The organism is Paragemmobacter amnigenus, assembly GCF_009908265.2.
GTDB lineage: Bacteria > Pseudomonadota > Alphaproteobacteria > Rhodobacterales > Rhodobacteraceae > Paragemmobacter > Paragemmobacter amnigenus.
The window spans coordinates 177,864-190,833 of the sequence record NZ_JAAATX020000003.1; the positions used below are offsets into that span (position 1 = coordinate 177,864).

Consider the following 12,970-nt stretch of genomic DNA (forward strand, 5'->3'; position numbering starts at 1 on the left):
GGCGCGGGGGGATCAGTCGGCAAGCCCCGGCTGATCCAGAAGCGTGCGGCCCTGACGGTCCTCGACCTCGATCACCCACAGATCGGGATCGCGGTCGCGCTGGCGGCGGAGCGTGGCGTCGACCTCGGCCTCTGCCCCCTCGGCCAGCGTCACCCAGACGCGGGCACCCGTCATCAGGTCATAGCTGCGCTGCACCGCGCGGGCCTGCCCGTCGAGCGTGGCGCATTTGACGATGACCGCGCCCGCCGTCGCGTCGCCCTTGGCGGTGACATAGACGGGAATATCCGCCAGCCGCAGCCGCGTCAGATAGGCGGATACCCAGAGGTCGGTCGTCAGGCGCAAACCCTGCCTCCATTTTCCGTCCTGAAATATCCTCGGGAGGGTCCGGGAGGGCAGACAGCCCTCCCGGGGCCTGCCAAGGGCGGCTCAGTCGCCATCCTTGAAATCCAGCCCCATTTCCGAATAGCGCTCGGTCTCTTCCATCCAGTTGGGGCGGACCTTCACGGTCAGGAACAGATGCACGGGCCGGTCGAGGAAGGTCGCGATCTCGGCGCGGGCCTGCTGGCCGATGGCCTTGATCGTCTCGCCCTTGGCGCCAAGGACGATGCCCTTGTGGCCGTCGCGGGCGACATAGACCACCTGATCGATGCGGGTGGACCCGTCGGGGCGGTCCTCCCATTTCTCGGTTTCCACGGTGAGCTGGTAGGGCAGTTCCTCGTGCAGGCGCAGCGTCAGCTTCTCGCGCGTCATTTCGGCGGCGATCATCCGCATGGGCAGGTCGGCGATCTGGTCCTCGGGGTAGAACCACGGGCCTTGGGGCAGTTCGGCGGCCAGCCATTCGCGCAGGTCGTCCACGCCATAGCCACGCTCGGCGCTGATCATGAAGGTCTTGGCGAAGGGGAAGGCGGTGTTCAGCTTTTCGGTCAAGGCGAGGAGCGTCTCGGCCTTGACCTTGTCGATCTTGTTGATGGCAAGGGCCACGCGGGTGGTCTGGGGGATCTTGTCGCGCAGGTTGTCGATGATGGCCTGTGCCCCGTCGGTCAGGCCGCGATGCGCCTCGACCAGTAGGACGATGATGTCGGCATCGGCAGCACCCCCCCATGCGGCGGCGACCATCGCGCGGTCAAGGCGGCGGCGCGGGCGGAAGAGGCCGGGCGTGTCGACGAAGACGATCTGGGCGGCCCCTTCCATGCAGACGCCGCGGATGCGGGCGCGGGTGGTCTGGACCTTGTGCGTGACGATCGACACCTTGGCCCCGACCATGCGGTTCAGAAGGGTCGACTTGCCGGCATTGGGTTCGCCGATCAGGGCGACAAAGCCCGCGCGGGTGGATGTGTCAGTCATTCTTTTGCTCCATGCGCGCCAGCAGGGCGCGGGCGGCGGCCTGTTCGGCGGCGCGTTTGCCGGTGGCGGTGCCGCTGGCGGTCTCGCCCGTGGACAGGCGGGCCTCGACGGTGAAAAGGGGTTGGTGGTCGGGGCCCTCGCGGGCGGTTTCGACATAGGCAGGCGGCGGCAGGCCGCGGGCCTGTGCCCATTCCTGCAGGCTGGATTTCGCGTCGCGGGTTTCCGCCGTGGCGGCAGCGGCGATGCGCGGCCCCCAGTGGCGCAGCACCACATCGCGCGCCGCGTCGAAGCCCGCATCCAGATAGACGGCGGCAATCACCGCCTCCATCGCGTCGCCCAAGAGCGCCTCTTTCCGGCGCCCGCCCGACATCATCTCGGACCGGCCCAGCTTCAGCACCTCGCCCAGCCCCAGATCGCGCGCCACCTCGGCGCAGGTCTCCTGCCGCACCAGCGCGTTGAAGCGGGGGGCAAGCTGCCCTTCGGCCGCCCGCTCGTCCGCCCCGAAAAGCGCCGTCGCGATGGACAGGCCCAGCACGCGGTCGCCCAGGAATTCCAGCCGCTCGTTCGACGGGCGCGTGGCCGAGGAGATGGAGGAATGCGTAACGGCCCGTACCAGAAGGTCGGGCCGCCGGAAGTCGTGCCCGAGACGGGCCGAAAAGGCGACGAGGTCCGCCGCCAGCCTGATGCGCGTCCCGCTCACTCGATCCCCTTGAAGAAGCGGTCGGACCGCCACGTCCAGAAGAACAGCATCGAACGTCCGGCGGACGAGAACATGATCCTGTCCGCACGGCCGATCAGGAATTCGGCCGGAACGAAGCCCACGCCGCCCACGGCCTGTCCGAAACGGCTGTCCTGCGAATTGTCGCGGTTGTCGCCCATGAAGAAGTAATGCCCCGGCGGCACGGTGAAGACATCGGTGTTGTCGGCAAAGCCGTTGTCGTCGATGTTCAGGATCGCGTGCTGCCGCCCGCCCGGCAGGGTTTCGATGGAGCGCGACGAGGTGCAGATCCCGCCCTCGCCCACCGGACCGTTCTCGCAGCGGGGAAGCTGGCCCATCGGACCCTGTTTCTCGTAGATCTCCTCGAACACGCCCGCCGCTTCCTGCGGCACTTCCGCACCGTTGAGGAAAAGCACGCCATCGCGCATCTGCACCGTATCGCCGGGCAGGCCGATCAGGCGCTTGATGAAATCGGTGCCGTTGACCGGATGGCGGAACACGACCACATCGCCGCGTTCCGGCTCGCCCGCGAAGAGGCGGCCCGTGATGGGACAGGCCGAGAAGGGGCAGGAATAGCGCGAATAGCCATAGGCCATCTTGTTGACGAACAGGAAATCACCGATCAGCAGCGTGTCCTTCATCGACCCCGACGGGATCCAGAACGGCTGGAAGAACAGGGTGCGGAACACGCCCGCGATCACCAGTGCCCAGAGAACGGTCTTTATCGTCTCGACGATGCCGCCTTCTGACTTGGCCTTGCTGCGTGCCATCTTGTCCACTCTTTCTGACATCCCGTCCTGCGGGCGGAGGCTGTTTGCGCGCTGGGCGCGGGGGAGTCAAGTTCCGGTCGGGGCGACGGGGCCCAAGACGGGGCCCGTGGGACGGGCCTCGATCACGACGAAGGCCTGCGCCCATGGGTGGTCATCGGTCAAGGTCACATGGATCACGGCCTCGTGGCCCGCGGGCGTCATCTCGCGCAGGCGTTCGGCGGCCCAGCCGGTGACATGCATTACGGGCTGGCCCGAGCGCAGGTTGGACACCGCCATGTCCTTCCACGAAATCCCCATCCGCAAGCCGGTCCCCAATGCCTTGGAACAGGCCTCTTTCGCCGCCCAGCGTTTGGCATAGGTGGCAGCAACCGCGCGCGGCCGCCCCTCGGCCTTGCGCTGTTCGCGCTCGGTGAAGACGCGGTCCCGGAACCGGTCGCCGAACCGCGCGAGCGTCGCCTCGATCCGTTCGATATTGGCAAGGTCGCTGCCGATGCCCAGGATCATGCGCCCCCCCTGAAGGCACGGAATTCGCTCTGTCCGGCGGGCACGGAAGGCAGGCCCGGCACCGGTCCGGCGGATGCTGCGCGCCTGCGCGTCACCCTGCCGTGCTTAGCCCAACTCGACGCCCCGCGCCACAGGATTTCGGACCGGAACGGTCAGGCGCGAGCGTAGATCACCCCGTGGGCGCGCAAGCTTTGGCAGGCCGGATCCCCCCAAGGTGCCCGTACCCTCACCCCGCATAGCAGCGGGCATTGCCATAGGGGCCATCGGGCCGTCCGATCCTGCCCGACGCCAGAAAGGGGGACAGGGCGAAGAGACGCTCTGCAATCTCGTTTCTGCCGAAGGTCTTGAGATAGTAATGCCCCCAGCTTGCCATTTCGCCATCGGGCCAGGACCGGTCCTGATTGGTCGGCGATGTCCCCGGAAAGCTTGCATCCCGCGTCTCGGGGTCGTCCGCATAGCCTGCGATCAGCGCCGGAGTTTCCGTTGCATCGAGAAGGAAGGTGATGATGCTGTGGATCGACTTCTTACCCGACCGATACCCCCAGGCATCGACGCCGGCCGACTGCAGCACATCCGCCAGCGCGACCAGATTGCCCACCGCCTGATTGCTGTAGTGCAGGGCGCTCCCGCCGCGTCCGCTGTCGCGCGGCAATGACCCGTCCGCCCGCTGTCCCTTGATCGCCGTGGTATAGGTCTTGAAGGCCTTGTTCAGCATCTCCCTGTCACCGGACGCATGGCCATAGGCCGCCATCAGGACACCGAACAGGTACTGCTTGTTGTCCAGCTTGTACTTTCGCAGGGCGTAATCCTTCTGCAAGGACCGGATCACCTTGAGGAACCACGCCTCGACCACCGCGCGCTCTTCGGCGGAATAGCGGTCCCTGTCGCGGGCATAGGCCAGCGCCTGCGGCACGGTCACAAGCAGCACATGAAAGATGGGCGGCGTCTCGTCCGCGATGTTGTAGGTGATGGGTTCCCGACGCGCATTCGCGACGATCTCGGCCCGCAGTTTCTGCGCCGCGCCTTCAGACACCACCGCCTGCGATGACAGGGCGGTAAGATAGAGCGCATAGGAATGCATGTAATTGTCGAAATCGCTGAGGTAGTTTTCGCGGTAATTGCCCGAGATACCGATGCGATCAGGCAGCGGCCCCGGATAGGATGCCGACAGCGCCGCACAGAATTTGGGATTTCCCGAAGGCTCCAGGATCGACGCCTGTGCCATTGCCGCGCTTGCCAAGACGACGCAAAACGCCAGTGCCAGTCGCCTCATTCGATCCTCATGGGAAAAGCTGCCATCCTGTCGGGCCCAAAATGTCGACGACCGACACGGTAATCAAGAAGAATGAACCCACCCGACCCGCGCCCGTCCTGAGCTTGCAGCCGGTCACCCCGTCCTGCGGACAAGACGATCCTGCCGCCATGCCCTCCCGCCAAACCGGACAGCGAAACGCCCGACCACGGTGCAGTGATGGTCGGGCGGACCGGAGCGAGAACAGTGAAGACGTTCGGTGTGGTGAAGCGACACGCGGATTTTCAAGCGGGGCAGAAGACCTGACCCATCTAGGGAAAACCGTGCAAAACATTGGCATCAAGCCATTGTAAAAGCTGAGTAAAATTTAGCTCAGGGCAACTCGCCACAGTCGCCAGCCGGCTCCGAATCAACGGCCTGGTCTCCGCGATTTCAAGTCCTAAGCAAGTCCAGGCAGAGTGCTCTTCGTGCCCCTCAAGGCCACCCAACGAGGCCTGATCGCGTCTTCTCCTGCCCCAACCGAAGGGCAGAACATGAAGAAGGAACTGACCGAGAAACTCGTCGCCGGTACCACCTGCAAGGGGCCGCGCCTCATGATCCGCGACACGAAGGTGACGGACTTTGCGGTCCGCATCGGGAAGCGGACCAAGACATTCGTGGTGGCCTGTCGCGACCGCGAAGGAAAGATGCGGACGGTCGCCATCGGGCTTTACCCGGACATCTCCGTCAAGGAAGCGCGCGACGCTGCCGCCCGGATCCGATCCGAGCTCAGAGGGAGCGGCAAGATCCCTGCATCCGTCACGGTCGAAGAAGCACCAAAGATCGACCCCACCACGCTGCAAGAACTCCTGATCGAAGCCGAAGCCAAATTCAGCCGCACCCTGAAATCCTGGCGACTGATCAGCGAGACGAACCGGAGATCTTCTGCACGCCGGTCCATCGAGTCCGTCTTCAAACCCCTTCTCGACAAACCTGTCGAAAGCCTGACCGCCCACGACCTTGCCGAAGTCGTGGCAAACTACCGCCCTCAGGGACGCCAGACCGGGCAGACGGGATCGGGCCATGTGTCCGGCACGATGTCCTATCTTGCCACCGTCCTGAACTGGGCGGCCCACCGCAAACGGTTCCGCCCCATCGGCGCTGGCCGCCAGCCGAAACTCAACGCGCCTGACATCCGCGAGGTCTTCGACCCGAAGCTGGATGATCCGACCATCACCGGCCTTCGGACACGGGTGCTCACGATCCCCGAATTCACCGCGATCTACCCCCTGCTCACCTATCCGCGCCCCGCGTCACTCGAAAGGACACAGGTGCCGCCAGAGGTAGACTACGCCTACGTTGCCCTCCGCTTCGTCCTGTTGACAGCCGCGCGCCTGTCCGAGGTGACGACGATGAAGTGGGGCGATGTGGACTGGCTCAATGGTGTCTGGATGAAGCCGGATACGAAAGGGTTCGGCACGGCCCCACGGAAGCAGTCCCTCCCCCTGTCGGACAAAGCGCTGGAACTCCTGGGAAGCCTTCCGCGAGCAATGAAGGCTTTGCCGTCCGAACTTGTCTTCCCGAACGCAAACGGAGGGCTGCAAATGAACTGGGACCGCGCGGGCAAGGTCATCCAGGCCGCCACCGGAACCTCGGGATGGACGCGCCACGACCTGCGCCGGACCGCGGCGACCGTCATGCTCCAGGCGGGCATTCCGGTGCATATCATCGAGACGATCCTGAACCACGCCTCCCCGATCAAGTCGGCGGGCGGGGGCGGAGCGTCAGAGCATTACATGGTCGTGGCGCGGATGTGGACCAACGAAGTGGACCCTGTGAAGGATGCCCTCGACCGGCTCGCCGCGACCTATGACCGCCTCATCGCGATGATGGAGGCAAGGATGAAGGATCGGTTCCGCCATCAGTGATCGGAGACAGCCAGCGGTCAGCCTTTTGCCCAAGCGAAACATGCTTGGCGATGCTCCAGTATCATGGCGTCGGTATCGACGCCCTGATCAGCCAGGCCTTCCTCGACCATTCCGCGCTTGAATCCATATTCGAGCTCGCCCTCGCGGTCCGGTGCCACATATGGACCAGCCGCGACTTCCTCCTGACGCACAACAAGCGACGAAAACTGAGGAAGGTTGTTTGCCGCGCAATGAAGGATGATGGATTGCATCAGCCCCCCCTTGCCGCTCAGCTTCCGATAATAGGTCGACCAGTCGGCCTTCGGATCGTTGATGCAGGCCAAAGCCAAATCCTTGTAGCTGCAAAGGCGACCATCCTTGGCCACGGAGGTAAGAAACTTGATGGCGCGTGGCACATCAAAATAAGGAGCCACCTTCGCGGCACCTCGTTCAGCGAGGATGCGTTTCGCAGCGTCCAGGTTCTCTTGTTCCCGCGCGGTCAGTTTGCTTGCCGCCTCACTCCGCTTGATCAGGGTTTCCAGAGATTTGTCATCGCGGCGATTTAGGTAATCCGTCATTGATTTGCTGGCTCGGCTGAGTTTGGCGTCGGACCCAGTCTGAGGGATCTCTTGGGCGGAAGATAGACATGTAAGGCGGCCGCAAGGCTCACAGAACCACGATCTCTGCATCTTGTCCGGGAAACTGGCCTCCTGACGGGGTGCCACCCCATAAAGGCCTTCGGAAGACAATGCCGTAGCTCACAGACCCGCACCCTGTCTTTCGAGAAACCGGTATCAAACCCGCCTCTCACATTTTTTCGACGGACTCATGTCCCCGCCGCATCAACGACGGCGGCGAACATGTCCACACATATCTTCAGTGAATCCCAGACGGTCCGACTCACCAAGGCAATCGTCGAAAAGGCGACGACCGATGCCGGGAAACGTATCGAACTGCGCGACAGCGTGGTATCGGGCCTCGTCCTGCGCGTCTCGCCGACAGGGCTGCGCCGGTATGTCTGCAAGATCAGCACGGGCAAGAAGACCCCGACGATAGCGCTCGGCGCGCCCGATAAGGTCGACCTCGAAAAGGTCCGGATTCAGGCACGTGAGAAGATCCTGTCCGTCAAACGGCACACCCTCAAATACGGCCCCCGTTCCGCATGCCGCGTGACCCTGCGCCAACTGATCCTCGAAGCCACCCCCATTCTCGCCAAGCGCAATGTCGGAGGGAAGATCTGGTCGTCGCGGGAACACCGCAAGATCCCCGACGCCGTCGGAACGCTCGAAAACGTCTTCCATACTGTTTTGGACGAGCCGGTGCGCGAGCTTGACCTCGAAACGATCAATGACGTCGTGACCGGAGGGCACAACGTCGCGGCCCCCGGTTCGGCATCTCGCGGCCTTTCCTACCTCCGCACCCTTTACGACTGGGCGGCGAACCGCGGCAAATTCGCCAAGATTGGAAGCGGTCGGAAAGTGCCCATCGAACTCCCCGAAGTGCAGAACATCCACAAACCCGCTGAACCTCGCCGCCGCGAGCGCACCTTGAACACCAGAGAAGCCGGATTGGTCTGGCGGGAAGTGACCAAGCCTGATGCCGGGATCGGGCATTCTATTCACCGGTTCATCATGTGCACGGCCTCCCGTCGTGGGCCCGTCGCTACGATCCGTTGCGGCGATATCAACCCTGTCGACGGAACCTGGACCTTCGTCGCGAAGGGAGGCGCAACCAAGACCATCGGTTTGTCTCCGTCGATCATCGCCTGGGTGACCTCTCTGCCGAGCTACGACCGGAACAAGCTCGGCGCATATCTCTTCCCGAACAGCGAGGGCGGACCTTTCTGCGACTGGGATGCCGCGACGAAAGCTATCCAGGAGGCAACCGGCACCACGAACTGGACGCGCCACGACCTGCGCCGGACCGCAGCCTCTGCTCTGGAAAGCTACGTCGATGATGACTTCCCGCATCACGAACTGCTCTCCCATGCCAATCCGGGCGATGGGCACCTCAAAGCCAAAGCCGTGGTCGACCGCCTGATGACCAAGCCGCATCAGAGCGGCATTGGCTTGACCTATCGGCCCGAGACGGATCCGGGGATCGAAAAGAGCATGCGCAAGCGGACGCGCGCTGCGACGGCGCGGTTGGAGCGGTACTATGACGAATGCGCGATGATGGTTGAATAAACTGTCGGGGCCAGAAGTCGTGGCTTGCTCTACCGCTCCGATGCTTCCTGCTTCCACGAATACCAGACCGTGGGACGCATCTCATCCTCACTCAGAAAGGTTCGCGCAGAAAAAAGAGGAACTCCGGCAGCATCTTTGCAGACCAATCCCCAATCTTCGTCCAGGGCAGCTTGGTCCACGCCTCCTGCCCAGACCCCATTCGCGACTGCTGGAATGAAGTGATCACCGTTCTCGGTGAAATCCCTGCCCTGCGCCAAGCCCCGCAGGACACGCACCGCTTCCTGATCGGCAACCGGCAAAAGCGGGCGGTCCAGCGCAACCGCACTACGCTCCACCAATCTTTCGAGAGCATGCAGGCAGAAGCTGGCCCGAGACACATGATACCCAACACCCGTCCGCAGGCACCGGATCGCAAACCGGGTATAGACCAGCGCCGTTTCGGTGAAGAGGTCCTGCTGATCAATCTGGTTGCGGATCTGGCAGACATTGCGGACGAAGACGACAAGGCCTTCGTCGCCCTTCGCAACTTTCACCACGCCCTTCCGTGAAGCCAGTTGTTGCGCGAGCCTCTGTATGCCCTTCGCATTCGGCCGCATGTTCGTCGAGAGGCGGACAAGCGCTTCAACATCCGCTTCGGCCTGCGCCGCATGCGACATTGCCTGACGCGCGAGACCGCGTTTCAGGGCAGTGCGGAGGGAAGCGTTGGTCGCAAAATGGCTGTGCTGGATCTGCATCGAAACTTCCTTTCATCGGCAAATGGAAAAGCTCTCGTCCCAAATCTGACTTTACGTGCTATGGGTGGCAAAACCTGTCACGGGCATTAACCATGTCATTTACAAAAGCCGTCGACCTGCTTCGCCTCGCCGAAATGGCTACCTCGCGCCACTCAGGCGTTGGCCTCGGGGACATCGAAGAAGAATTCGGCGTCGACCGCCGCACCGCGCAGCGCATGACGCGGGTGCTGGAAGAGGTGTTCGACACCTGCACCACGCGCATCGACGACGAACGTCGCAAATACTGGCGGCTCGACGGCAACGCGGCCCGTCTGATGCTCGCCCAGGGCATCCGCGACAGTGAACTGGCCGCCCTCGAAATCGCCCTCCGCCGCGCCGAAAGGGATGGCGCGACGAACGAGGTGAAAGCCCTGAAATCCCTGCGAGACCGTCTGCTCGCCAGCATGGCCCGCCCCCACGCCCGCCGCGCCGAAAGCGATGCCGAGGCGGTGCTGGAGGCCTATGGCTTCGCCTCGCGCCCCGGGCCGCGGGTGCGGACCGCCACCCTCGTCCTCGAAACGGTTGCCGAGGCGCTGAAGGGGCCGAACCTTCTCACCATCACCTATGCGGGTGGCAGCAAGCCTGACGGGACCGAACGCACCGTAGAACCCTACGGAATGCTCCTTGGCACCCGCCGTTACCTTGTGGCCAAGGTCAAGGGCGGCAACGGACGCCTGCAGCACTTCCGCCTCGACCGGATCACCGCCGCGCGGCTGGAGGCCGCGTACTTCGCCCGCGACCCCGACTTCAACCTCGAAGCCCACGCCGCCCGCGCCTTTGGCAGCTATCATGCGGACGAGGAATTCGCCGAGGTGGTCTGGCGCTTCGCCCCGAAAGCTGCAGCCGTGGCAAGGGAGTTCATCTTCCATCCGCTGCAAGAGGTAACGGAGGAGCTGGACGGAAGCCTGACCGTCCGTTTCCACGCCTCGGGGCATCTGGAAATGGCCTGGCATCTCTACCTCTGGGGCGACGCGGTCGAGGTTCTGGCCCCCGACCGCTTGCGTTCGATGGTTGCAGGTTTCCAGCGCAGGGATTTCCCCGCGCTGCCTTGATCCGTTAGGCCCTCCAGCGTGCGAAGATCCCTCGGGGCTCAGGCTGATCCCAAAGCCGCAGATGCGCCCAATCGGCAACCGGCAGACCTTTGAACGCCTGCTTGACGAAGCGCCGCGCCAGCCGGTCGTCGATCAGATCGGCGATCAAGGCCAGCACCACCGTCACCGGAGGCAAGCCCACAACCGCTGCGAAGTGGGCAATCGGATCCGAAGCCGAGAGTTCGGCAACTGTGTCCTGCTGCGTCTTGTCCAAACTGCCGACATTTCCTTTCAGAAGTTCGTCACACAAGGCATCCCAGCGAAGGCCAGCGAACATCTGGCGCAGGTGGTCCGGCGGAATGGTCGGGTTCATGAAGGACCGAACATCCTCTCTGATGCTGGGCACCGCATCCCGGTCAGTCATGATCCGCATTCTGGAGATGGGAGGCGGTGCAGCAAATCTGCGCTTCGCAAATGACATGGAGGGCATCGCCGTATCGACAGACTGCGGGACGCCCGCAGCATACCGCGACGCGATCAACGGCACCTTGCGCTGCTGCGCCATGCCTTCGACCACTTCGCCCGCCTCGTCCACCAGAACCAGACTGGTGCGATGGGTGCAAAGCCCGTGGGCACGCGCAAAATCTTCCGCTGCCTCTGCACCGAGAAGCGGCAAAGTCAAGGCTGCCGCAAAACGCCCCACAGCATCCGCGCCGCGCAACTCCATCGCCTCGGACCATTCCGCCGTGATTTCCACTCCGCCGCGAAGCGCTACGACCCGCTCCGGCGCACCGGCAACAACCTGTCCGTCAGCCGCCTGACCACGCTGCCGCAAGGCCGAAAATGCCAGCGCAAGACTCGCGGCCACATCATCGCCCGGCGAATAGAACAGCTGCCCGCCCGTCATGGCACAGAGCTGCCCGATGTTCGCATCCAGACTGCCCGGACCGACAAGGATCGCCGAAATCCGCGCCTTCGACGCAGCCAGCGCATCCACCGTCGCAGCCCAGGTCTGCCCGTCCGTCAGCACCAGAATATCTTTCGCCCCAGAGGCCAGTGCAGCCTTTACCGCCCCGTCGAGTTCGGTCCCGCCCGCGGGTTTCCTCAGCTTCGACACCAGTCGCGCTACCGCCGGCCCTTCGGCCCCGCCAAGCGGTCGACAGTCGTCGTCAAACTCCCACAGCGCGATACGATCCGACCCGCGCAGCCGCCCCAGCTCCAGCCGCAGCCCGTCGCGCATCGCCTCCCACACCGTCAGCCCCCGCGGCCCTTCGGCCCTCGATCCGGTGGACCCCGAATGATCGACCAGAACCGCCAGATCCAGCGCGCCCGCGCCCGCCGCAACGGGCCGCAGACCGACGCGCACCTGCCGCCCGTCTGCCGCCACCCCCTGATGCGACCCGAACTGCCCACCCTGCACCACGATCTCGATCGCGGCATCCAGAGTGATCCGCTGCGGACCAGTGACCAAGCGTCCACCCAGCGACACCTGCCCCGCATCCACCGTCACGGAAAGATCGGCCTCGTGCCGCACATGCGCGCTCGTCACCAGATCATCGACCGGGGCCAGTGGGGACGCCCCGTACAATTGCCCCACCGTCACCGGTATCCGCAGGAACGGCCCGGATGCGCCCGCGGACAGCGGCACCACCGTCTCGATCTCGACCGTCACCTCCTTGCCCGCACCCAGGTTGCCGACCGACAGCGCATGCACCCCGCGCAGCACTTCCTCGTGCAGCACGGCCAGCTTGCCCTCGTCCAACGCAGCCTCATAGCTGTCCCGTGCCTCTGCCTTGGGCTTGGCTGCGGCCACCAGAACACGGCCATCCACCTCCGCACGCATCCCCGTCACCACGGCATCAAAGCCGACCGGCATGGTCAGGATCGCCTCGATGGGCCGATCTTCCGCATTCACGAACCGCCGCGAGGTGCGCACCGTCGCCAAGCCCGCCACGATCGCGACCGCGATATCGGTCGCCACCAGCGGCACGGGCGCTGGCCTGCCGCCAGCAAACACCGTCAACCCGTCATGTATCGTTTCCAGCGCATGCCCGAATGCCGTGACACTCATTCCCTATCCCTTTGCAACATAGGCCCGCAGCGCCGCCTCGACCGCGCCCACAACCGTTTCAATGTCGATCGCCTCCGGGGAAATTCCCGGATCCACCCGCAACTCGACGCCCCCCGCCTGAAGGATCGGCACGGCATCGTCGAAGGCCATCAGAACCTTGATCGAGCCGGGCTTCATCCCCATCCGGTGCAGCGCCAGATACCGCTGGCCTTTCAGAACATGCGTCTCGTCATAGCCATCCGCCGCGCGTCCGGTCTTGGCCGCCGGAGGAAGGATCCCCTCGGCAATCAGGAAGCGGATCTGTCGCGCCGGAACGCCAAGACGTTCGGCAAGGTCATTCAAGGTCATGTCGGGCTCCAACGAGACATAAATTGTGTCGCGTTTAACTCTCTGTCAAGCAGAACGTGACAAAATTTTTGTCTTGATCTCGCAGCC

Annotated in this window: 13 protein-coding genes; 3 read left to right on the forward strand and 10 right to left on the reverse strand. The window is 64.0% G+C overall.

Annotation, left to right across the window (positions count from 1 at the left end; translation table 11 throughout):
* Positions 1-12: 12 nt before the first annotated feature.
* The 6 genes from GU927_RS05220 to GU927_RS05245 all read right to left on the reverse strand — a co-directional run bounded on the left by GU927_RS05220 (position 13) and on the right by GU927_RS05245 (position 4,609).
* Positions 13-342 (reverse strand): DUF1491 family protein, encoded by a 330-nt coding sequence (locus tag GU927_RS05220; RefSeq protein WP_161761292.1) that lies wholly within the window; start codon positions 340-342, stop codon positions 13-15.
* Between the two features lie 84 nt (positions 343-426).
* Entirely contained in the window at positions 427-1,344 is a 918-nt protein-coding gene (gene era / locus GU927_RS05225) for a GTPase Era (RefSeq protein WP_161761293.1), read from the reverse strand.
* Entirely contained in the window at positions 1,337-2,029 is a 693-nt protein-coding gene (gene rnc / locus GU927_RS05230; RefSeq protein ID WP_161761456.1) for a ribonuclease III, read from the reverse strand. Before rnc ends, era begins: the two co-directional genes overlap by 8 nt.
* A gap of 11 nt (positions 2,030-2,040) precedes the next feature.
* Positions 2,041-2,832, reverse strand: coding sequence for a signal peptidase I (gene lepB, locus GU927_RS05235; protein ID WP_161761294.1), 792 nt, complete (start codon positions 2,830-2,832; stop codon positions 2,041-2,043).
* A 66-nt stretch (positions 2,833-2,898) separates the two neighbouring features.
* Positions 2,899-3,336 (reverse strand): holo-ACP synthase, encoded by a 438-nt coding sequence (gene acpS / locus GU927_RS05240; RefSeq protein WP_161761295.1) that lies wholly within the window; start codon positions 3,334-3,336, stop codon positions 2,899-2,901.
* 226 nt (positions 3,337-3,562) lie between these two features.
* Positions 3,563-4,609, reverse strand: coding sequence for an alginate lyase family protein (locus tag GU927_RS05245; RefSeq protein WP_161761296.1), 1,047 nt, complete (start codon positions 4,607-4,609; stop codon positions 3,563-3,565).
* A 512-nt stretch (positions 4,610-5,121) separates the two neighbouring features.
* Between GU927_RS05245 and GU927_RS05250 the strand changes: the two genes are divergently transcribed.
* Positions 5,122-6,495: a tyrosine-type recombinase/integrase gene (locus GU927_RS05250; protein WP_161761297.1), complete on the forward strand. Its 1,374-nt coding sequence runs from the start codon at positions 5,122-5,124 to the stop codon at positions 6,493-6,495.
* A gap of 17 nt (positions 6,496-6,512) precedes the next feature.
* On the opposite strand, the gene GU927_RS05255 is transcribed toward GU927_RS05250, so the two are convergent.
* Complete coding sequence (locus GU927_RS05255) at positions 6,513-7,052, reverse strand: hypothetical protein (protein ID WP_161761298.1); 540 nt, start codon at positions 7,050-7,052, stop codon at positions 6,513-6,515.
* Between the two features lie 282 nt (positions 7,053-7,334).
* Between GU927_RS05255 and GU927_RS05260 the strand changes: the two genes are divergently transcribed.
* Positions 7,335-8,660, forward strand: a complete 1,326-nt coding sequence (locus tag GU927_RS05260; RefSeq protein ID WP_161761299.1) for an integrase arm-type DNA-binding domain-containing protein — start codon at positions 7,335-7,337, stop codon at positions 8,658-8,660.
* Positions 8,661-8,689: 29 nt separating this feature from the next.
* On the opposite strand, the gene GU927_RS05265 is transcribed toward GU927_RS05260, so the two are convergent.
* Positions 8,690-9,394 carry a hypothetical protein gene (locus tag GU927_RS05265; protein ID WP_161761300.1) on the reverse strand — a complete coding sequence of 235 codons (705 nt, stop codon included), beginning with the start codon at positions 9,392-9,394 and terminating at the stop codon, positions 8,690-8,692.
* 134 nt (positions 9,395-9,528) lie between these two features.
* On the opposite strand from GU927_RS05265, the gene GU927_RS05270 reads away from it, so the two are divergent.
* Positions 9,529-10,485 carry a helix-turn-helix transcriptional regulator gene (locus tag GU927_RS05270; protein WP_217765530.1) on the forward strand — a complete coding sequence of 319 codons (957 nt, stop codon included), beginning with the start codon at positions 9,529-9,531 and terminating at the stop codon, positions 10,483-10,485.
* Positions 10,486-10,489: 4 nt separating this feature from the next.
* Here the strand turns inward: GU927_RS05270 and GU927_RS05275 are convergent, their stop codons facing one another.
* Complete coding sequence (locus GU927_RS05275) at positions 10,490-12,535, reverse strand: VIT and vWA domain-containing protein (protein ID WP_161761302.1); 2,046 nt, start codon at positions 12,533-12,535, stop codon at positions 10,490-10,492.
* Positions 12,536-12,538: 3 nt separating this feature from the next.
* Entirely contained in the window at positions 12,539-12,883 is a 345-nt protein-coding gene (locus GU927_RS05280; RefSeq protein WP_161761303.1) for a MerR family transcriptional regulator, read from the reverse strand.
* Positions 12,884-12,970 lie beyond the last annotated feature (87 nt).